This is a genomic window from Methylobacterium sp. UNC300MFChir4.1, assembly GCF_900110155.1.
Lineage (GTDB): Bacteria > Pseudomonadota > Alphaproteobacteria > Rhizobiales > Beijerinckiaceae > Methylobacterium.
In genome coordinates, this window is record NZ_FOCS01000001.1 from 386,383 (window position 1) to 407,402 (window position 21,020).

Genomic DNA, 21,020 nt, shown 5'->3' on the forward strand with positions numbered 1-21,020 from the left:
AGGCGCGTCCGGCCCCCATAAGTTAGACGGCACAATGCTCAAACTGAGCATAATGGAGGACGCCATGACGGCGACCGTTGCACCCGTCTCCCGCACGACGATCCCGGGCCTGCCCCTTTCGGATCTGTACGCACGCGTCAGCCGGCACGTCCCCGCGATCGAGTGGCCGGCGCTCGCCCCCGACATCGAGGCGATCCTGCGCCTGAAGCGGGAGCGCAACGCCGTGATCCTGGCGCACAACTACCAAGCGCCCGAGATCTTCCACACGGTGGCCGACATCGTGGGCGACAGCCTCGCGCTGGCCCGCGAGGCGGTGAACGTGAACGCCGACGTGATCGTGCTGGCGGGCGTCCACTTCATGGCCGAGACGGCCAAGCTTCTGAATCCGAGCAAGACCGTGCTCATCCCCGACATGGGCGCCGGCTGCTCGCTGGCCGATTCGATCACCGCCGCGGATGTGCGCGGCCTGCGCGCCAAATACCCGGGCGTGCCGATCGTGACCTACGTGAACACCTCGGCGGCCGTGAAGGCCGAGTCGGACCTGTGCTGCACCTCCGGCAACGCGGTCGCGGTGGTCAGGTCGCTGAACGCCCCGCGCGTGCTGATGATCCCGGACGAGTTCCTGGCTCAGAACGTCCAGGCCGAGATCCCGGAGGTCGAGATCCTGACCTGGGCCGGCCACTGCGAGGTGCACGAGCGCTTCACCCCGGCCGACATCCGCGACGTCCGCGACAGCTATCCTGGGGTGACCGTGATCGCGCACCCGGAATGCCCGCCGGACGTGGTGGCCGAATCGGACTTCTCGGGCTCCACCGCGATGATGATGGACTTCGTCGTCGAGAAGCGGCCGAAGCAGGTAGTACTCGTCACCGAGTGCTCCATGGCGGACAACATCGCGGCGCAGAACCCGGACATCGAGTTCATCAAGCCATGCAACATGTGCCCGCACATGAAGCGGATGAGCCTGCGCAACATCCGGCGGTCGCTCGAGACGTTGACCCACGAGGTCACGGTCGACCCGGCGCTCGCCGACCGCGCCCGGGCCGCGGTCGAGCGCATGCTCGAGGTGCGCACACGATGAACGCGATCTCCCCGAACAGCGCCGACCGCGTCGTCGTGGTCGGCGGCGGCGTCGCGGGCCTCAGCGTCGCGCTGCGCCTCGCGCCCCGCCCGGTGACGCTGGTCACGGCCTCGGCCCTCGGCCTCGGCACCGCCACCGGCTGGGCCCAGGGCGGCATCGCGGCCGCGGTCGGCGCCGACGACGCGGCGGCGCTCCACGCCGCCGACACGGAGGCCGCCGGCGCCGGGCTCACCGAGCCCGACGTGGCGCTCCGGGTCGCCGCGGAGGGCCCCGCGCTGATCGACTGGCTCGTGCGGATCGGCGTCCCGTTCGACCGCACCGACGACGGCGCGCTGGCCCTCGGGCTCGAGGCGGCCCACGGCCGCCGCCGCATCGTCCGCTCCGGCGGCGACGCCACCGGCGCCCGCGTCCTCGAAGGGCTCGTCCGGGCCGTGCTGTCGGCGCCGTCCGTGGAGGTCGTCGAGGCGCGGGCCTGCGACCTGCTCCGGGACACGCGCGGGGCGGTGGCCGGCATCGTCGCCGAGCGCGACGGCGCGCTGTTCCGCATCCCGGCCCGCGCGGTGGTGCTCGCCACCGGCGGTGTCGGCGCCCTCTACGCGGCGACCACCAACCCGCCGGGCGCCGTCGGCCGCGGGCTGGCGCTCGCCGCCCGGGCCGGCGCGGTGATGCGCGACATGGAGTTCGTGCAGTTCCACCCGACCGCCATCGCGGCCGGCGCCGACCCGATGCCGCTCGCCACCGAGGCCCTGCGCGGCGAGGGCGCCCGCCTCATCGACGAGAACGGCGCCGCCGTGATGGCCGGCATCGCGGGCGGCGACCTCGCGCCGCGCGACGTGGTCGCCCGCGGCATCTTCCAGGCGCTGCAGCGGGGCCGCACGGTCTACCTCGACGCCCGCGGCGCGCTCGGCGCCGCGATGCCGACGCGGTTCCCGACCGTGGCGGGGCTCTGCGCCGCCGCCGGCATCGACCCCGCCGTGCAGCCGATCCCGGTCCGCCCGGCGGCGCACTACCACATGGGCGGCGTGAAGGTGGACGCGTACGGCGCCACCTCGGTGCCGGGCCTCTACGCCTGCGGCGAGGTCTCCTCGACGGGCCTCCACGGCGCCAACCGGCTCGCCAGCAACTCCCTGCTGGAGGGCCTCGCCTACGCGCGCTTCATCGCCGACGGGCTCGACACGCCGCCGCCCGCCGCGATCGTGCCCGAGGCCGTGTCTGTCCGTGCCGCCGGCGACCTGCCGGCGATCCGCGCGCTGATGGAGCGCAGGGTCGGCGTCGTGCGCGACGCCGCCGGCCTCGAGGAAGCCGTCGCCGTCCTCGAGGCGGGGGCTGAGACCTGCGACGCCGCCCTCGTGGCGCTGCTCATCGCCCGCGGCGCGCTCGCCCGCCGGGAGAGCCGCGGCGCCCACTGGCGCAGCGACTTCCCCCATCTCGCTCCGGTCGCGCACACCGAGGCCGCGCTGGCCGACCCGATCGCCGCGACCCCGTCCGCCGAGGAGGCGCTGACGCCATGACCCAGTCGGTTCTCTCCGATGAGATCCTCCCCCTGCCGCGGCTCCTCGTGGAGCCCGTGGTGCGCGCCGCCTTGCTGGAGGATCTCGGCCGGGCCGGCGACATCACCACCGACGCCATCGTCCCCCCGGGCGAGCGGATGCGCGGCGTGATCGCCTCCCGGCAGGACGGCGTCATCTCGGGCACCGACGCCGCCGCCATCGCGTTCGCGCTGGTGGACCCGGCCGTCACCGTGACGGTCGAGCGCGGCGACGGCGCCCGCGTGGCGCCGGGCGACGTGGTGCTGCGCCTCGAGGGGCCGGCGCGGGCGATCCTCACGGCCGAGCGCGTGGCGCTGAACCTGCTCTGCCGGATGTCGGGCGTGGCCACCGCCACCCACGGCCTCGTCGAGGCCGCGCGCCCGCACGGGAAGGCGTCGATCGTCTGCACCCGCAAGACCACGCCGGGCCTGCGCGCCCTGGAGAAGCACGCGGTCCGGGCCGGCGGCGGCTCGAACCACCGCTTCGGCCTCGACGACGCGGTGCTGATCAAGGACAACCACGTGGCGGTGGCCGGCGGCATCGTCCCGGCGATCGAGCGCGCCCGGTCCCGGGCCGGCCACTTGGTGAAGATCGAGTGCGAGGTCGACAGCCTGGAGCAGCTGGAGGAGGCCCTGTCGGTCGGGATCGACGCGGTGCTCCTCGACAATATGGGGCCCGACCTGCTCCGCCGCGCCGTGACGATGATCGACGGGCGCGCCCTGTCCGAGGCGTCGGGCCGGATCACCCGCGAGACGGTCGGGGCCGTCGCGGCCTCGGGGGTCGACCTGATCTCCTGCGGCTGGATCACCCATTCGGCGGCGATCATCGACCTGGGGCTCGACGCCGCCTGATCGGCGGGCCCCGCGCGCCGCCGGCGCGGCGGGGCCGAAGCGGTCGCTCGACTGTCATCACGTTCGGGTGACAAGTCTTCGCCGCGGTCGCTCGGGAGATCTGCCGAGTCTATCGCCGCGCGACCGACTCGCTAAGATTTCGGCCAACCGCGACGCCATCGACCGGACCCGACCGTGAGCCAAGCCCTGCCTTCCGCGGCTGCCCCGGCGGTCGATCGTCCGGCGGCGCCGGTGGCGCGCAAGCCCGGCGCGGTCCGGCACGGGCCCGGCGGCGCGCTGATGCTGGGCGCGCTGGGCGTCGTGTACGGCGACATCGGGACGAGCCCGCTCTACGCGTTCAAGGAGGCCGTGAAGGCCGCGACCAGCGGCAGCGCCTCGGTGCCGGCGGCGGCCACCGGCGCGGTGTCGCTGATCCTGTGGTCGCTGATCCTGATCGTGTCGCTGAAATACGCGGTGCTGATCCTGCGCGCCGACAACCGCGGCGAGGGCGGCATCGTCGCCATGCTGGCGCTGCTCGGCGCGCGGCACGCCCGGCCGGGGACGTGGAAGGCACTGCTGCTGGTGGTCGGGCTGGTCGGCGCGGCCTTGCTCTACGGCGACGGCGCGATCACGCCGGCGATCTCGGTGCTGTCGGCGATCGAGGGGTTGAAGATCGACGCGCCGGCGCTCGGGCCGTACGTCGTGCCGATCACCCTCGCCATCCTGGTCGGGCTGTTCCTGGTCCAGCACAAGGGCGTCGCCGCCATCGGCCGGGTGTTCGGACCGGTCATGCTCGTCTGGTTCGTCGTCCTGGTCCTGCTCGCGGTCCCGAGCATCCTGCACGCGCCGGAGATCCTGGCGGCGGCCAACCCGTTCCGGGCGGTCGACTTTCTGATCCATGCCGGCTGGCATGTCAGCTTCCTGATGCTCGGCGCGGCCTTCCTGGCGGTGACCGGCGGCGAGGCGATGTACGCCGATCTCGGCCATTTCGGCGCCCCGGCGATCCGGATCGCGTGGTTCGGCCTCGTGCTGCCGGCGCTGCTGATCCACTATTGCGGCCAGGGCGCGCTGATCATCGCCGACCCGAGCGCGATCGAGAACCCGTTCTACCGGCTCGCGCCGGACTGGGCGCATTACCCGCTGGTGGCGCTCGCCACGATGGCGACCGTCATCGCCTCGCAGGCGGTGATCTCGGGCGTCTACTCGCTCACCCAGCAGTCGATCCAGCTCGGCTTCATGCCGATGATGCGGGTGGTGCACACCGATGAGGACGAGCGCGGCCAGATCTACGTGCCGGCGGTGAACTGGCTGCTCGCCGTGGCGACCCTGACGGCCGTGGTGGTGTTCGGCTCCTCCGACGCCCTGGCCGGCGCCTACGGCATCGCGGTCTCGGCACTCATGGGCATCACCACGCTCCTCGCCGCGCTGATCGCGCTCCGCTGGGGCTACAACCCGATCCTGGTCCTCGCGGTCAACGGCTTCTTCCTCGGCATCGACCTCGTGTTCTTCTCCGCCAACAGCGTGAAGCTGTTCGAGGGCGGCTGGTTTCCGCTGCTGCTCGCCGGCGTGGTCGCCTTCCTGATGCTGACCTGGATGAAGGGTAACCACGTCCTCGAATCCGTCCGCCAGACCATGCGCATGTCCGAGGCCTCCTTCCTCTCCAGCCTCGGCTCGCACCCGCCGGTGACGCTGCCCGGCACCGCGGCCTTCCTGACCGCCGCCACCGAGGGCATCCCGATGGCGCTCGGCCGCCTGCTGGAGCGCAGCCGCTGCCTGCACGAGCGGATCCTGCTGATCACCGTCGTCTACGAGGAGGAGCCGGTGATCCCGGCGAGCGAGCGGGCGCAGGTCACGCTGGTGGCGCAGGGGATCCGCAAGGCGATCTCGAAGTACACGCCCGGCATGGAGCGCGTCGTGCTGCGCTACGGCTTCATGCAGACCGCCTCGATCCCCGAGGGGCTGCAATGCGCGGTGGCGAGCGGGCTGCTGCCGCCGGAATATCTGGAGGACATGACGTATTTCGTGGGCCACGAGGTGGTGATCCCGTCGCCGACCCATCCCGGCATGGCGCCGTGGCGGGAGGGCCTGTTCGCCTTCATGAAGCGGAACGCCGAGCGCACCGGCGCCCATTTCGGCCTGCCGACCCGGCAGATCGTGGAGGTGGGCACCGAGATCGAGATCTGAGCGGCCGCGGCGCGCGGGGGCGCTGCCCGAGGCGCGCGTCGGAGGCCGGGGCCGGCCGTCTTTCGCATTGAAAACGGCCCCGTTCGCCAGCATATCGCCACCGCAATTTCCCCACAGCGGAGGCATCACCCGTGAGCGAGACGATCGAGCGGCACGAATTCGGGGCGGAGGTGGGACGCCTCCTCGACCTCGTCGTGCACGCGCTCTACTCCGACCGCGAGATCTTCCTGCGCGAACTCGTCGCCAACGCGGCCGACGCCATGGACCGGCGGCGGTTCGAGGCCCTGACCTCGGCGGCGAGCGCGCTGCCGCCGGACGCCAAGGTCCGCATCGCGCCCGACAAGGAGGCGCGGACCCTGACCGTGTCGGACGCCGGCATCGGCATGACCAAGGAGGATCTCGCCACCAACCTCGGCACCATCGCGCGCTCCGGCACGCGGGCCTTCTCGCAGACGCTCGAATCCGCCAAGGCCGAGGACCGGCCGAGCCTGATCGGCCAGTTCGGCGTCGGCTTCTACTCGGCCTTCATGGTCGCCGACCGCGTCACCGTCACGTCGCGCCGCGCCGGCAGCGACGAGGCCTGGACCTGGGCCTCGGAGGGGCAGGGCAGCTACACGCTGGAGCCGGCGACGCGGGCCGAGCCCGGCACCGACATCGTGCTGCACCTCAAGGCGGATGCCGACGAGTACCTCGAGCCCTACCGCCTCGACCATCTCGTGCGGAAATGGGCCGACTTCATCACGGTGCCGATCGCCGTCGTGCGCGACGGCAAGGACGAGTCGGCCAACCAGGGCACCGCGCTCTGGCGCAAGGCGAAGTCCGAGGTCACCGAGGAGCAGTACGAGGAATTCTACCACTCCATCGGCATGAACTTCGACAAGCCGTGGGCGACGCTCCACTGGCGCGCCGAGGGGCAGCTCGAGTTCTCCGCGCTTCTGTTCATCCCCGGCTCGAAGCCGTTCCAGGCCCTCGAGAACGAGCGGCAGAGCAAGGTCCGGCTGCATGTCCGGCGGATGTTCATCACCGACGAGGCCGAGCTGCTGCCGCCGTGGCTGCGCTTCGTCCAGGGCGTCGTCGACACCGAGGACCTGCCGCTGAACGTCTCCCGCGAGATGCTGCAATCGACCCCGGCGCTCGCCCGGATCCGCCGCGCGGTCACCGGGCGCGTCGTCTCCGAACTCAGCACCCGCGCCAAGGACGCGGAGGGCTACCAGTCCTTCTGGGAGAATTTCGGCCCCGTCCTCAAGGAGGGCATCTACGAGGATTTCGAGCGCCGGGGCGAGATCGCGCCGCTCCTGCGCTTCCGCTCCTCGGCGGTCGAGGGCTGGACCTCGCTGCCCGACTACGTGTCCCGCATGAAGGACGGCCAGGAGGCGATCTACTACCTCGTCGCCGACGACGCCGAGGCGCTCAAGTCGTCGCCGCAGCTGGAGGGCTTCCGGGCCCGCGGCCTCGAGGTGCTGCTCCTCTCCGACCACGTCGACGCCTTCTGGCCCGATCAGCTCGGCACCTTCGACGAGAAGCCGCTCCGCTCGATCACCAAGGGCGGCCTCGACCTGTCGAAGTTCGCGCCGGAGGGCGAGCAGCCGGAGGCGCCGGAGGGCATCGACGCCTTCGTCGCCGCCGTGAAGACGGCGCTCGGCGCCGAGGTCTCGGACGTGCGCACCACCGACCGGCTCGTCGATTCGGCCGTGGTCCTCTCGGCCGGTACCGGCGGACCCGACCTGCAGATGCAGCGGCTCATGCGCCGGGCCGGGCGGGCCGGTGCCGGGCAGCCGGTCCTGGAGATCAACCCGCGCCACCCGCTGATTCGGGCGCTGGCCGCGGCGCCCGAATCGGAGGTGCCGCAGGCCGCCGGCACGCTCCTCGACCTCGCCCGCATCCAGGACGGCGACAGCCCCCGCGACCCGGCGGCCTTCGCCCGCACGGTGGCGGCGGCGCTCGCGGCCGCGCGGGGCGCGTAGGACTACGGAGACCCGCGCCGCGCGCTGCTAGGACGGCGCGCGCGGCGTGTGTCTCCACACACATCCGTTCGGGATGATTGTGGGTTCGGTTGATCATTCGGAAATGGTCGAGCCATAACTTCGCCACCGGTCGGGATCATTGCCCGGCCGAAGGCGCGGGCGCGGTGGGGGCCGCAGGCGTCTGAGCCGAACCCTCTCGCGCGCCTCGGGCGCGCCTCACGGACGCTGCATGAACCCGGTCGAGGCTGAAGCCGGCAACGGACAGGCGGTCGCGGCGGCGCGGACCCGGGCCCACGCCCGGGCGTACCGCCACAGCGGACGCGTGCGCACCATGCGTCGGCTGATCCCGGTGGTCGCCGGCGGCGCGGTGGCGCTGCTGCTGGGCTACCTGTTCAATCCCTTCGCGGCGCAGCTGCCGGGCGTCTCGGTCGGCCCGGTGACGCTGGCCGGCTCCAAGGTCCGCATGGAGAACCCGCGGCTCTCGGGCTTCCGCCAGGGCACGCGCGGCTACGAGGTGACGGCCGACGCCGCCCTCCAGGATGTCCGCAAGCCGAGCCAGATCGAGCTGCAGCAGATGCGCGGCCACATCGCCACCGACGACCAGGGCGGCATCGCCCGCCTCTCGGCGACGTCGGGCCTGTTCGACACCGCCCGCGAGGCGCTCGACCTGAAGGACGACATCCGCATCTGGACCGACAAGGGCGAGGAGGCGCGCCTGCGCTCCGCCGCCGTCGCGTTCAAGACCGGCTCCATCAGCTCGCAGGAGCCCGTCACCGTCTCGAGCGCGCGGGCCAACGTGAAGGCCGACACCCTCGACGTCGTCGAGAACGGCAAGCGGATCTCCTTCGTGGGCAACGTCCACGTGGTCATCGTCAGCGACGCGCCGGGGGAGAAGCCCCAGGCCCGCATCCTGACCTCGGACGCCGAAGCCGCGGACGGTGCCCGATGAGCGCCGCCCGCCTCCTCTGCGCCGCCCTGGCGGCCGGGCTGGTCCTCGCCGGCCCGGCGCTGGCCGAGAAGCCGGCGCGCAAGGATTCGCCCTTCGGCAATATCGGCGGCGGCGGCAAGGACCCGATCAAGATCGACGCCGACCGGCTCGACGTGTTCGACCGGGAGAACAAGGCGGTCTTCGCCGGCAACGTCGTAGCCGTGCAGGGCGACAGCACCATCCGCTGCTCGACCATGACGGTGACCTACAAGCGCGGCAAGGACGCGCCGGGCAAGGACGCGCCGGGCAAGGGCGCCAAGGGCGACGCCAAGCCTGAGGCGCGGGACGAGGGCGCCGACGCGGCGCCGCGGAACCCCGCCGAGAACGGGATCCAGAAGGTCGACTGCGCCGGGCCGGTGACGGTGGTGCAGAAGGACCAGGTCGCCACGGGCGATCACGCGGTGTTCGACCAGGACGCCAAGCGGATCGTGCTGACCGGCAACGTCGTCCTGAGCCAGTGCCAGAACGTCACCCGGGGGCAGCGGCTCGTCTACGACATGAACACCGGGCGCGCGAACATGGACCCGGTGGCGGGCGGCCGCGTCTCGGCCCTGTTCGTGCCCGGCGAGAAGTCCGACGCCAAGGACGGTAAGGCGAAGGGCTGCAGCCAGCCGCCGCCCAGGCCGAAGGCGCAGGTCGATTGAGCGGCGCCGTGGCGTTCCAGGCGGGCCCGCAGGAGCCGGCCCGGACGGGCTGGCTCGGCCGGCTGTTCGGCCGGCGCGCGCGGCAGGCCGAACAGCCGGCCGAGGCCGACGGCTGGTCCGCGGCCGAGGAGGGCGGTCTCGGCATCCTCAGCGTGCGCGGCCTGCGCAAGAGCTACGGCGCCCGCACGGTCGTCCACGAGGCCGGCCTCACCGTGCGCACCGGCGAGGCCGTCGGGCTGCTCGGGCCGAACGGCGCCGGCAAGACCACGATCTTCTACATGATCACCGGGCTGGTCGCGGCCGATCGCGGCCACATCACCCTGGACGGCCTGCCGATCACGCACCTGCCCATGTACCAGCGGGCGCGGCTCGGGATCGGCTACCTGCCGCAGGAGGCCTCGATCTTCCGCGGGCTCACCGTGGAGGACAACATCCGGGCGGTGCTGGAGGTGGTCGAGCCGGACCGCAAGGCGCGCGCGCGCAAGCTCGACTCGCTGCTGGAGGAGTTCGACATCGCGCGCCTGCGCAAGTCGCCCTCGATCGCGCTCTCGGGCGGCGAGCGGCGGCGCTGCGAGATCGCCCGGGCGCTCGCCTCGTCGCCGACCTTCATGCTGCTGGACGAGCCCTTCGCGGGCATCGACCCGATCGCGGTCGGCGACATCCAGGACCTCGTGAAGCACCTGAAGCAGCGCGGCATCGGCGTGCTGATCACCGACCACAACGTCCGCGAGACGCTGGGCCTGATCGACCGCGCCTACATCGCCCATTCCGGCCGCATCCTCACGGAGGGCACGCCCGAGGAGATCGTGGCGAACCCGGACGCGCGCCGGCTCTATCTCGGCGAGGATTTCCGGCTCTAGGCCGGCCGCTCAGCCCTTCCAGTTCTTCAGCGCCGCGAAGGGGCTGTCCGAACCCGCGGGCTTCTCCGGGTTCAGCACCGGCTCCACCTGGGCGATCGCGTCCGCCATCGAGAAGGCCGAGCCGCTCTGGAGCCGGCCGCCCGCCGCGTCGCGGTGGCCGCCGCCGCGGAACAGGCGGGCGCCGTCGAGGGCCGTGCCGTCGTTGGACCGGAACGACAGCGTGCCCATCCGCTGGACGTTGACCACGCGCTTGGCCCGGCCCGCGTCCATGATCAGGTCGGAGACCCGCTGGAAGGTGCCCGAATCGAGGGCGAAGGACAGGAGCGTGCCGTCCTTCAGCGGGCGGAACAGGGAATCCGAGCGGGCGAGCGCCCGGGCGAGCCGCATGCGCGTCGTCAGCGCCGGATCGTCGTCCGGCGCGTCGCGCAGCAGGGTGTCGACCACGCCGGCGCGGAGCGCCGAGGCGCGGCGCTCCAGCTCGGCCGGGCTCGCCCCGTCCCGCAGGGCGGCGGCGGCCGCGAGCAGGATCTCGGACACGAACCGGTCGTGCCAGGGATGCCCGACCGGCACGTAGCTCGACACGACCTCCCAGAACAGCTCGTCCAGGGCCAGGCCGCCCCGGAAGGCGGGGCTCTCCTTGCGCCAGAGGTCGAGGGCGTCGACCGCGGTGAGCAGGCTCGACAGGTCGGTCGCGGGCTCGTGCGCGGCGAACAGGGCCCGGTGCTGGAAGGCCATCCGCGTGGCGCAGATGTCGTCCTCGATCAGCACGGCGATCTCGGGGTCGCCCAGGTCGATCCGGTGGAGCGCCGGCCGCTCGGCGTCGGGCGCCGCGTCCAGGCCCAGGCGCCGCATCTGGTCGAGGGAGGAGGCGTGGTGGTCGAGGACCACGAGGCGGTGCTTCTGCCCGTCCTCGCGGCGCCGATTCATCGCGGCGAACTTCTTCAGGCCCGCGATGGTCTGCTCCTCCAGGCCGAGGTCGGTCATCAGCAGGATCTCCCGCTCCACCGCGCGGCCGAGGCGCTTGATCTCGTCCTCGAAGACCGGGCCGACATCGCTGTAGCGGGGCACGTGGACGACGCGCTCGACCGGGGCGCAGGCGGCGGCGACCGTCGAGGCGCCGTAGCCGTCGAGGTCGTGGTGGGTGATCTGGATCAGGCGCAACGGGCGGACTCGGAGGGTGACGGAGCGGCCCGTCTACGACGCCCGGCGCCGCGAGGCGAGGGGCGGCGGCCCTTCCGTCCGGCGGCGTTCGGTGCAGAATGCTCCGCGGCCGCCACGAGTCGCGAAGGACCGGCTGGCCGCGGAGACCCCCAAGGGGCCCGTCATTCGGGGAGGACACGATGGCCCTGGCCGCAACGCCGCGCGTGCGCCGCATCCAGACGATCTCGCTCGCCCTGCTGGTGACGGCGGGCGTCGTCAACTACGTCGACCGGGCCACCCTGGCGGTGGCCAACCCGCTGATCCGCGAGGATCTCGGCCTCTCGATCCCCGACATGGGCCTGCTGCTCTCGGCCTTCCTCTGGGCCTACGCCTTCGCGCAGCTGCCGGCCGGGGCGCTCGCCGACCGGCTCGGCCCGCGCCTGACGCTGACGCTCGGCCTGACCTGCTGGTCGTTCGGGCAGATGCTCGGCGGCGCGGTGACGTCGTTCTGGCAGTTCGTGAGCGCGCGGATCGTGCTCGGAATCGGCGAGGCGCCGCATTTCCCGACCTGCGCCCGCGTCTCCCGCGACTGGTTCAACATCCGCCAGCGCGGCACCGCCACGGGGATCTGGAACTGCGCCTCCTCGCTCGGGACCTTCCTGGCCCTGCCGCTGCTGACCTTCCTGATGGTGAGCTTCGGCTGGCGGGCGATGTTCGTCATCATGGGCGCGGCCGGCCTCGTCCTCGCCGCGATCGTCTACCTCGTGTTCCGCAACCCGCGCGAGACCGACCTGACGCCGGGGGAGCGGGCTTTCCTGGAGGAGGGCGATGCCCCGAACGCCGGCCGCGCGGTCACGTGGAGCGCGTGGCGGCGGCTCTTCCGGTTCCGCACCAGCTGGGGGATGATCGTCGGCTATTTCGGCTGCATCTACATGACGTGGCTCTACACCGCGTGGCTGCCGAGCTACCTCGAGATCGAGCGGCACTTCACCCTGCAGAAGACCGGCCTCGTCGGCTCGATCCCCTTCGCCTTCGGCGTGCTGGGCGGGATCCTGGGCGGTCGCGTCGTCGATGTCCTCGTCCGCCGCGGCGTCGACCCGATCCGCAGCCGCAAGATCCCGATGGTCGGCTCCCTGGTGGCGACCGCCGCGTTCACGGTGGTGGCGGCGCTGACGCCGAGCGACACCCTCGCGATCGCCTGCATCTCGGCCTCGCTGTTCCTGGTCTACATGAGCTCGTCGTCGGCCTGGGCGATGGCCTCCGTGGCGGCGCCGGCCAGCTGCACGGCGTCGCTCGGCGCCATGCAGAATTTCGGCGGCTACATCGGCGGCGCCCTGGCGCCGACCGTGACGGGCTTCATCGTCGGCGGCACGGGCCATTTCTCCATGGCCTTCATCACCGACGCCGTGATCGCGCTGGTGGCGGCCCTGGGCTACTGGACGCTGATCCAGGATCCCATCGCCGACGCGGGTCCGGAGAGCCCCGCCGTCGGCGCGCTCGGGGCCGCACGCTAGGCCGGCCGACGGCGCCCTCTCGCGCCACCCCCGCGCGTCACCCCCACGCTTCACCCCCGCAGGTTCGGCGCGGCCAGGATCAGGTCGCGCAGATGCGTGCGGGCCGTGAAGCTCCGGCGCATCAGGTCGACGAAGGTGGCGGCCGGCCCGTCCCAGTCGTGGCGCGCCGCGTGGGCCCGTGCGGCGCAGGCGTCGAAGGGCAGCCGCCCCTCGACCGCCGCGCCCATCAGCTCCGCGAGACGGTCGACCCGGTCGGGCGCGTCCGGGTCGAAGTAGCTCGCCGCGCTGCCGCCGGCTTCCGGGATGGCCGTCAGGCTCGAGGCGATGACGGGGGTTCCCCGGGCGAGGCTGTCGAGCACCGGGATGCCCCAGCCCTCGCCGCGGCTCGGGAAGACCAGGGCGGCGGCCCGGGCGTAGAGGTCGGACAGGCCCTGGTCGTCGATGCCGGCGATGTGCACCGCGTCCGGCGTCCGGGCGAGGCGGTCGAGAGTCTCGGGCCGCTCGCCGTCGCCCTTGCCGACCACGATCAGCCGGGCCGCGCCCTGCGGCAGCCGCGCGAAGGCGTCGAGGACGAGGCCGAGATTCTTCCGCGGCTCCAGCCGGCCGACCATCAGCAGGTAGGGGCGCCCGTCGGCGAGCGGCGTCCGCTCCGTGACCGCCTGCGGCGGCGTGGAGCCGCAGCGCACCTCGGCGATGCGCTCCCGCGCGATGCCGTAGACGTTGGCGATGGAGTCGCGGCTGTAGTCGGAGATGGTCAGGACCAGCTTGGCGCGCCGCGCCGAGAGCCGGGTCAGGATCTTGTTCCGCCAGCGCATCGACCAGGGGAAGAACTCGGGATGCGTCTCGAACAGGATGTCGTGGACCACCACCACCTGCCGGTCGCCCGGCACCAGCGGCGGGGCGATGTAGGTGGTCAGCAGCGTGTCCAGACGGTCGCGCAGGAACAGCCACGGCCAGACCAGGGTCAGCCGCACGGTCGCGGGCACGCGCGGCAGCCGTTGGTGCTCGATGTTGTCGCCCGAGACGATGCGGGCGCAGGCCTCCGGGTCGCCGGAATACACCACGTAGGTGGCGTCCGGGTGGCGCGCGGCGGCGCGCCCGATGATGTTCACGAGCCAGGTCCGGCTGCCCTGGGGCTTGCCGGTGAGCACGTGCGCGTCGATGCCGATGCGAAGCATGTTACGGGCTCCTGTAGGCGCCGAAGGTCGGGGCCTCGCCGGGGGCGTAGGCCTGGCCGGCGATGTCGCGGGTGGCGCCGAGCGGGATGCCGGCGCGGGCCGGGGGCGCCGTCAGGGCGAGCCCGCCGGCCATGGGGTTCGCGGGATCGCGGAAGGCGGGCGTGCCGGTGAGGTCGGCACCCTGGCCGTTGAGCGGCAGGCTCGCCCCGTCGCCGGTGGCCTGCGTGCCCCAGCGGTAGAGCGGGGCGCCGACGGCGCTGCCGAGGAAGTTCGGCCCGATCGCGTTGTTGTTGTCGGTGGTGGTCGCCTCGACCACGATCGCGGCCACGTTCGGCCGGGTCGCGTAGGCGATGTTGTTGAGCACCCGGTTGTTCGACGTGCGGTCGACCTGCTTGGTGTAGTCGGAGGCCAGCACGATCTCGCCGCGATAGACGTGCTTGCCGCCGGAATCGCGCATGTTGCCGGTGGTCGTGTTGTTGACCACCGTGTTGGAGCCGGCGTCGAACAGGTTGATCCCGGCGCCGTCGTTGTCGGCCGCGACGTTGAACGCGACGATGTTGCCGTCGCACCACTGGTCGATCTGGATGCCGTTGCCGTCCTGGCCGGTGGTCTCCTTCTGGCCGGTGACGATGTTGTACCGGATGATGTTGCGGTCGCCGGCGTCCTGGGCGGCGTCCTTGGCGTAGACGTGGATGCCCGAGGTGCCCGACATCCCCACGCCGTTGCCCGCGACGCGGTTGCCCTCCACGACGTAGCCGGAGCCGTTGATCTCCATCCCGTGGATGCCGTTGCCGGTCACGGTGTTGTCGAGGATGTAGCTCGGATCCTCCGCGGGCGCGTTGATCACGTCGACGGCCACGCCGTGGGTCTGGTTGTCGGCGAGGGTGTTGCCGGTGATGCGGTGACCCGCCCCGGCACCGTCGCCGATCCAGATCCCCAGGCCGGAGCGGGACACGGTCGAGCCCGCGACCGTGACGTGGCTCGATCCCCGGCGGATGATGAAGCCGGAATTCACCGCGCCCTGGACGCTCAGGCCCGTGACCGTGACGTAGGCGGCGTTCTCGAACACCACGGAGTTGGACAGGCGCGGCTGCGTGCCGGGTTCTGCCGCCACCGTCACGGGCGCCGCCGCGGTCCCGCGGGACCCGACGAACACGACATCGCCGTAGCTGCCGCCCCGGACCAGCACGCTCGATCCGGGACCGAGACTGGCGAAGGGCACGTCGGCGAGCCGCGCCACCGTGGTGTAGCCGGGCTTCGCGCCGCCGGCGGGATCGACCAGGATGTTCTGCTGCACCTGCGCGTCGGCCGGCCCGCAGGCGGACAGGACCGGCAGGAGCAGGGCCGACAGGGCGCCGAGGACCGTGCGGGGCCACCTCATGCCGCGAGCGCCCGGGCGATGGCGAGGCGCTTGCGCCGCTGGAACAGCCGCCGCCACACGCTGCGGCCGGCCTCGGGGCTGATCCGCGTCAGCGCGCGCGCCGCCATCTGCCAGCCGGGCAGGAGCGCCTGCGGCATGGCGAGGTCGGCGACCCGGTGGCGCGCCGCCGCGCCCAGCGGCGGCGGCCCGACGAGGCCGAGCCGGCCGAGATCCGCCACGAGGTCCGGGCGCTTGCGGTACCACAGCACCAGCGCCGCGCCCTCGCGCTCGGCGATCCGCAGGTAGGCCGCCTCGTCCAGGAGGTGGTGGTGGTAGCCCAGCGCCTCGGGCGCGTAGAACAGGCGCATGCCGCGCCGGGCCAGCCGCTCGCCGAGCTCGATGTCCTCGTGCCAGAACAGCTTCGGGTCGAAGCCGCCCGCCTCCTCCAGGAAGCGCCGGTCGACGCTGACGTTGCAGGTCAGGAACGCGTCCCAGCCGACCGCGTCGCGGCCCGCCAGCGCGTCGTAGGAGGCGTCGTGGTGGAGCGCCGAGAAGGGCGAGAAGGGCAGGGCGGGGTCGATCGTCATCCGTCCGAGGATCGCTGTCTCACGACCGCCCCGCCGGGCGTGGGCGAGGCGGTGCGCCTCGACGAGGCTCGGGACCGGGATCGTGTCGTCGTTGACGATCAGGAGGCGCTCGCCCCGCGCCGCCGCGATGGCGCGGTTGCGGGCGGCGTTCGCCCCGGCATTCTCCTGGCGCAGGTGCACCACGGGGATCCGGGCCGTGGCGACGGCGCGGCTGACGACCGTCCCGGTGTGGTCGGTCGAGCCGTCGTCGCAGACGACGATCTCGAAGGGCGCGTCCGTCTCCTGCCGGTCGAAGGCCCTCAGGCACAGGCGCAGCGTGTCGGCGCGGTTGTAGGTCGGGATGATGACCGAGAGCACGGGTCGATCGCTCATGAGGAGGCTTCCGGGAGCGGGAGGTCTAGGGGATCGGTCGGGGCGCGGCGCAGGCACAGCCACCCCGCGAGGGCGGCCGAGATGGCCGCGGCGGCGGGCACCGCCGCGGGCGCCAGGGCGGCGGGACCGGCGGCCCAGGCGAGGGCGGTGAGGAGGGCCGGCGCGGCGAGGATCGGCACGTCGGTCAGGGCGAGGGGCGGTCCGGCCTCCCGCCAGAAGGCCTGGGCCAGGACGCCGAGCATCGCGGCCTCGGCGAGCAGCGCGGCGATGCCCGCGCCGAGGAGCGGATCCCAGGGGATCAGCAGCGTGCAGGCGAAGAGGTTCGTGGCGCAGGCCGCCGCGCTCCCGCGCACCGCGAAGCCGGTCCGGCCCAGCGGGACGAGGCCCGCGAACAGGATCGTGGCGGCGATCAGCAGGACGCTCATCCCGGTGGCGATGCGCAGCACCGGGACGGCGCGGCCGAAATCCGGGCCGAAGGCGAGGCGCACCAAGGGCTCCGCGAGGGCGCAGGTCGCCACCGCTCCGGCGCAGGACGCGGCGAGGATCGGGACCAGCGCGCCGCGGACCCGCGCGCGCAGGGCGGTCGTGCCGGCGCGCGACCGTCCGTCGACCAGGGGCCCGACGGCGCGCCCGAAGACCGGCACCAGCGGGGCGCACAGGGTGATCGCCACCGCGGCGCCCAGCTCGAAGAACCGGAAGCCGGCCGTGAACTGGCCGAGCTCGGCCGCGCCCGCGAAGGCGGCCAGCATCATCAGGCTGATCCGGCCGTTGAGCGAGCCGAGGGCGTTCGAGACGCCCACCCCCGCCGCGGCCCGGATTGTCGCGAGCGCGTGCGGCAGCGAGGCGGGGCGGGCGGGCACGAGGCGCAGCGCCAGCGCCAGCCCGACCGCGCCGTACGCGATGCCGGCGGCCACCGCCACGAGGCTGAGCGCCGCCTCCGGAAGCTGCAGCCAGAGCGCGAGTGCCGTCCCGCCGACCAGCAGGGCGGCGTTGGCGAGCGACGGCCAGACGGACCAGCCCGGGCGCCCGCAGACCTGGAACAGGGCGTCGAGGAAGCGGGCGGCCGCGAGCGGCATGAGGAGAGCGGCCAGCGCCAGGGCGGGCCGGATCGCGTCCGGCAGCATCGGCAGGACACCGAGGAGTGCGGCGCCGGTCCCGAGACCGAGGACGAGGCGCGCCGACAGCATCCGGCCGAACTCGGCCGCCCGCATCTCCGGCCCGACCGCGCCGAGCCGCGCCCCGAAGGTCAGCGTGGTGCCGAAATCCGCCGCGATCAGCGCGACCGCGAGGATCGCCAGGGCGAGGCCGTAGCGGCCCAGCGCCGCCGGTCCGGCGAAATGGCCGACCATCACGAAGGCCGCGAAGCCGGCCGCGAGGTAGACGCCGCGCCCCGCCGCCTGACCGAGCAGGTTCGCGCCGTAGCGCAGCCCGCCGGCGCGCCTCCGTCCCGACAATCGGTTTACCAAGCGAAGCATCTCTCGGTGAAGCCTGACTGAAAACTGCGACCTACGATTGCATCGTGGCAGGCTGCGTATGGCTTGCAACCGCAAGCTCAATTTATGGTTGCAGAGTTGTCGCGTTGGGAAAAACCGGAGGACTGCGTATGTCCGAGACAGCCGCTGGACCGGATCTGCGTCTCTCGCGCGGAGTGGACGCGGAGGCGGGGCGTCTCCGGTGGGCCGAGGTGCGGGCTGCCCTGTCCGCCGACCGCGATCACTGGCGCCGCCGCGGCGGCGGACCGGCCCGCCTGCGCCGGGGCTACCACGCGGTCTGGCTCTACCGCCTGTCCCGCTACGCCCACGAGCGCGGCTGGCGGATGGCGGCGTGGCTGCTGTGGCTGGTGAACGGCTGGTGGACGGGCGCCGACATCCCGCCCTCCAGCCGCATCGCCGGCGGCCTGTTCCTGCCGCAGCCCTACGGGACGGTCATCGCCGGCGCCGTGGGCCGCGACGCCGCCTTCGGGATCCAGGCCTCCATCGGCGGCCTGCTGAAGGAGCCCGACCAGGACATCGGCGGTGGCCCCGGCCTGCCGGTGCTGGGCGACGACGTCGTCCTGGAAGCCGGCGCCATCGTGCTCGGCGCCGTCCCGATCGGTGACCGGGCCCGGATCGGCCCGCGGACCACCATCCTCAAGCCCGTCCAGGCCGACGAGGAGGTCATGCCGCAGCCCTGGCGGCCGCTTCCCGGCCGGGGGGTCGCGGCGTGAGCGGCCCGATGACCGACCACGTCACCCTGCCGGGCCTACGGCGCCTCCTGGCGGCCGACTTCGCCCGCGTCCTGCGCCAGACGACGGGGGGCAAGCCGACCTCGCGGCTGCGGCGCGCGATGCACCTCACGCTGCCGGCCATGCAGGTGGCGATCCTCCACCGGACCGCGCACCTGCTGCACGGCCGGGGCTGGCGCCGCTGCGCCGCCCTGGTGGCGGACCTGTCCCTGCGGCTGACCGGCGCCTGCCTGCATCCGGGCTCGCGCCTCGGGCCCGGGCTGTTCGTGCCGCACCCGGCGCGGGTCGCCTTCTGCGGCACCGGGGGCGCCGACCTGACGCTCCTGCCCGGCACCCTGGTCGGGCCGCGGGACTGGGTCTTCCCGAGCCAGCCGTTCCCCACCGACGGCCCCCATCTCGGCGACGGCGCCGTGGTCGGCGCGCACGCCGCCGTGCAGGGGGCGGTCGCCATCGGCGCGGGCGCGACGATCGGGATCGGGGTCTGCAGCCTCCGGGACGTCCCGGCCGGCACCGTGACGATGCTGGTCCAGCGGCAGCTCCGCAGCGGCGGGCGCGGCCCGGAGGCGGGCCGTGGGCGCTAGATCCGGACGCGCCGGGCCGGTGCCCGGCTCACGCGCGCCCGTGCTCCCGGCGGACGGCCGGCCGCGCCTCCCGGCCCTGGCGCCTGGGCGCCAGCTGACGGCGCAGCACGCGCTCGTAGGCGTCGAAGATGCCGCGCCACGTGAACGCCTCGGCGTGGCGGCGACGGGACGCCTCGCCCATGACCTCGAGGCGGCGCGGCCCGGCCCGCACCAAGCCGAGGATGCCCCGCCGCAGCTCGGTCTCGTCGCCGAAGTAGAGCGCCTGCGGCCCCGCCACCCAGCGGTTGAACGGGTTGTCGTGGGCGAGGATCGGCGAGCCCGCCCCCAGCGCCTCGACCAGCGACGGGTTGGTCCCGCCCACGGTGTGGCCGTGGATGTGGAAGCGGGCGTGGAAGCGGAGCGCGGCCACGCGCTCGGCCTCGTAGATCGCGCCGGCGAAGATCACGTCCGGCCCGCCCGCCGCGCGGACGGCGCGGTGGTACGGGTCGGACTCCGCGAGCTTGCCCAGCACGAGCAGCGGCAGGCCCAGCCGGACCTCGCTCCAGGCCCGGACGATCTGGAGCACGAGGTTCTCGGGCACCACCCGGGCGATCAGCAGGCCGTAATCCCGCGGGCGCAGGCCGAACGTCGCCAGCGGCTCGGTCGAGGCCTCCAGCACCGGGTCGGCGCCGTACGCGATGGTGGTGATCCGGGCGGCCGAGGTCCGGCGGGCGAGGTGCCGGGCGATCTCCGGGTGGTCCGCCACGAGGTGGGTCGAGAACAGGCTGCCGAGCCGCTCGTTCAGCCAGAACCAGGCCTTGGCGGGCTTCGACCAGCGGTCGCGCTTCCACTCGATGCCGTCCATGTTCATCACGCTGCGCTTGGCGGTCAGCCGGTAGAGCAGCGAGAACACCGCGGTGTTGTAGCCGAGCACGAGGGGCAGGGCCGGCCGGAACGCCGCCCGCAGGGTGCATTTCAGGTCGAACACGATCGTCGAGACGGCGCCGTCGCCCCGGACCGCGACCGGGATCAGCAGGATCCCGCGCCAGACCATCGGGGGCGCCGGCTCGCGCACTTGGCAATAGACCTCGACCCGCCAGCCGCGCGCCACGAGCTCCAGCGCGAGGCGCTCCGCCAGCGTCTCGAACCCTCCGTGCGCCGCCGGCACCCCGCGGGTGCCGAGGATCGCCACCGTCGGGCGCCCGCCCGATCCCCCGGATTTCATATGCGCCGTCGGCGCAGCACGTTCAGAGGAGCCTGAGGCATGGTCACGGTCGAACAGCGTCTGTTCCGGGAGATGGGAGCCGGGGGCTATTCCCGGCACGACCACCGGATGGAGTACATCGTGCGCGTCAACGCGCTGCTCCGCTCCGACATGCGGGTCATGGAGTTCGGCGCGGGGCGCGGCAAGTGGAGCGATGACCCGGTCCCACTGCGGCGGCACCTCGGCGACTTCCGGGGGCGCTGCGCCCAGGTCGTCGCCTGCGACGTCGACGAGGCGGTCCTCGGCAACCGGTCGGCCGACGAGGTCCGGCTGATCGGTCACGACGGGGTGCTGCCATTTCCGGACGGGAGCTTCGACCTGATCTCGGCCTTCTCGGTCCTCGAGCATATCGAGCACCCCGAGGTCACCGCGGCGGAGCTCGGCCGGGTGCTCGCGCCGGGCGGCTGGCTCTGCGCCTGGACGCCGAACCGCTGGGGCTATGTCGGGATCGGGGCGCGGCTCGTGCCGAAGCGGCTGCACGCCCGGGTGCTGCGCCTCGTCGAGCCGCGGCGGGTCGAGATCGACTCGTTCGTGCCGCTCTACACGATGAACACGGAGGCGGCGCGGAAGCGGCTTTTCCCAACTGACCGGTTCGAGCACTTCACCTACAGTTTCGACGGGCAGCCGTTCTATCATGGCGAGAACATCGTCCTGGGCAAGTTCTGGGAGCTGCTGTTCCGGCTCACGCCGGGTCCCTTCAAGGGCTACCACATGGTGTTCATCCGCAAACGGCCATGACGG

18 protein-coding genes are annotated in these 21,020 nt (G+C 73.1%); 12 read left to right on the forward strand and 6 right to left on the reverse strand.

The features are described from left to right. The first annotated feature begins 64 nt into the window (after positions 1-64). From nadA to lptB, 8 genes are all read left to right on the forward strand, one after another. On the forward strand, positions 65-1,081 hold the full coding sequence (gene nadA, locus BMY19_RS01895) for a quinolinate synthase NadA (RefSeq protein WP_100250845.1): 1,017 nt from the start codon (positions 65-67) through the stop codon (positions 1,079-1,081). Then, on the forward strand, positions 1,078-2,592 hold the full coding sequence (locus tag BMY19_RS01900) for an L-aspartate oxidase (RefSeq protein ID WP_100250701.1): 1,515 nt from the start codon (positions 1,078-1,080) through the stop codon (positions 2,590-2,592). The genes nadA and BMY19_RS01900 overlap by 4 nt, the downstream gene beginning before the upstream one ends. Beyond that, entirely contained in the window at positions 2,589-3,461 is an 873-nt protein-coding gene (gene nadC, locus BMY19_RS01905) for a carboxylating nicotinate-nucleotide diphosphorylase (RefSeq protein WP_091977714.1), read from the forward strand. The genes BMY19_RS01900 and nadC overlap by 4 nt, the downstream gene beginning before the upstream one ends. A gap of 279 nt (positions 3,462-3,740) precedes the next feature. Then, entirely contained in the window at positions 3,741-5,624 is a 1,884-nt protein-coding gene (locus tag BMY19_RS01910; RefSeq protein WP_244534820.1) for a potassium transporter Kup, read from the forward strand. 131 nt (positions 5,625-5,755) lie between these two features. Next, positions 5,756-7,588, forward strand: coding sequence for a molecular chaperone HtpG (htpG, locus tag BMY19_RS01915; protein ID WP_100250703.1), 1,833 nt, complete (start codon positions 5,756-5,758; stop codon positions 7,586-7,588). A gap of 229 nt (positions 7,589-7,817) precedes the next feature. Beyond that, entirely contained in the window at positions 7,818-8,537 is a 720-nt protein-coding gene (gene lptC, locus BMY19_RS01920; protein WP_042671243.1) for an LPS export ABC transporter periplasmic protein LptC, read from the forward strand. Next, positions 8,534-9,220 carry an LptA/OstA family protein gene (locus BMY19_RS01925; protein ID WP_100250704.1) on the forward strand — a complete coding sequence of 229 codons (687 nt, stop codon included), beginning with the start codon at positions 8,534-8,536 and terminating at the stop codon, positions 9,218-9,220. The genes lptC and BMY19_RS01925 overlap by 4 nt, the downstream gene beginning before the upstream one ends. 62 nt (positions 9,221-9,282) lie before the next feature. Then, entirely contained in the window at positions 9,283-10,080 is a 798-nt protein-coding gene (lptB, locus tag BMY19_RS01930) for an LPS export ABC transporter ATP-binding protein (protein WP_234082960.1), read from the forward strand. A 9-nt stretch (positions 10,081-10,089) separates the two neighbouring features. Here the strand turns inward: lptB and BMY19_RS01935 are convergent, their stop codons facing one another. Then, on the reverse strand, positions 10,090-11,241 hold the full coding sequence (locus tag BMY19_RS01935) for a dimethylmenaquinone methyltransferase (RefSeq protein WP_100250705.1): 1,152 nt from the start codon (positions 11,239-11,241) through the stop codon (positions 10,090-10,092). A gap of 179 nt (positions 11,242-11,420) precedes the next feature. Between BMY19_RS01935 and BMY19_RS01940 the strand changes: the two genes are divergently transcribed. Then, positions 11,421-12,734, forward strand: a complete 1,314-nt coding sequence (locus tag BMY19_RS01940; RefSeq protein WP_100250706.1) for an MFS transporter — start codon at positions 11,421-11,423, stop codon at positions 12,732-12,734. A gap of 50 nt (positions 12,735-12,784) precedes the next feature. Here BMY19_RS01940 and BMY19_RS01945 read toward each other — a convergent pair whose 3' ends face one another. The 4 genes from BMY19_RS01945 to BMY19_RS01960 are packed head-to-tail and all read right to left on the reverse strand — an operon-like array spanning position 12,785 to position 17,685. Continuing rightward, the gene (locus BMY19_RS01945; protein ID WP_100250707.1) at positions 12,785-13,912 is read right to left on the reverse strand and encodes a glycosyltransferase family 4 protein; all 1,128 of its coding nucleotides are present in this window, start codon (positions 13,910-13,912) and stop codon (positions 12,785-12,787) included. A 1-nt stretch (position 13,913) separates the two neighbouring features. After that, positions 13,914-15,293 carry a right-handed parallel beta-helix repeat-containing protein gene (locus tag BMY19_RS01950; protein WP_091679046.1) on the reverse strand — a complete coding sequence of 460 codons (1,380 nt, stop codon included), beginning with the start codon at positions 15,291-15,293 and terminating at the stop codon, positions 13,914-13,916. Then, positions 15,290-16,231 carry a glycosyltransferase family 2 protein gene (locus BMY19_RS01955; RefSeq protein ID WP_026604531.1) on the reverse strand — a complete coding sequence of 314 codons (942 nt, stop codon included), beginning with the start codon at positions 16,229-16,231 and terminating at the stop codon, positions 15,290-15,292. Before BMY19_RS01955 ends, BMY19_RS01950 begins: the two co-directional genes overlap by 4 nt. Further along, on the reverse strand, positions 16,228-17,685 hold the full coding sequence (locus tag BMY19_RS01960) for a lipopolysaccharide biosynthesis protein (protein ID WP_244534807.1): 1,458 nt from the start codon (positions 17,683-17,685) through the stop codon (positions 16,228-16,230). Before BMY19_RS01960 ends, BMY19_RS01955 begins: the two co-directional genes overlap by 4 nt. Positions 17,686-17,834: 149 nt before the next feature. On the opposite strand from BMY19_RS01960, the gene BMY19_RS01965 reads away from it, so the two are divergent. Both BMY19_RS01965 and BMY19_RS01970 read left to right on the forward strand, forming a co-directional pair. After that, complete coding sequence (locus tag BMY19_RS01965; RefSeq protein ID WP_100250708.1) at positions 17,835-18,437, forward strand: serine acetyltransferase; 603 nt, start codon at positions 17,835-17,837, stop codon at positions 18,435-18,437. Between the two features lie 8 nt (positions 18,438-18,445). Continuing rightward, a complete protein-coding gene (locus BMY19_RS01970; RefSeq protein ID WP_100250709.1) occupies positions 18,446-19,036 on the forward strand; it encodes a serine acetyltransferase in 591 nt (196 codons plus the stop codon). A 28-nt stretch (positions 19,037-19,064) separates the two neighbouring features. Here BMY19_RS01970 and BMY19_RS01975 read toward each other — a convergent pair whose 3' ends face one another. After that, positions 19,065-20,240, reverse strand: a complete 1,176-nt coding sequence (locus tag BMY19_RS01975) for a DUF1972 domain-containing protein (protein WP_244534808.1) — start codon at positions 20,238-20,240, stop codon at positions 19,065-19,067. 39 nt (positions 20,241-20,279) lie between these two features. Between BMY19_RS01975 and BMY19_RS01980 the strand changes: the two genes are divergently transcribed. Then, positions 20,280-21,017, forward strand: a complete 738-nt coding sequence (locus BMY19_RS01980; RefSeq protein ID WP_020090574.1) for a class I SAM-dependent methyltransferase — start codon at positions 20,280-20,282, stop codon at positions 21,015-21,017. Positions 21,018-21,020: the final 3 nt, after the last annotated feature.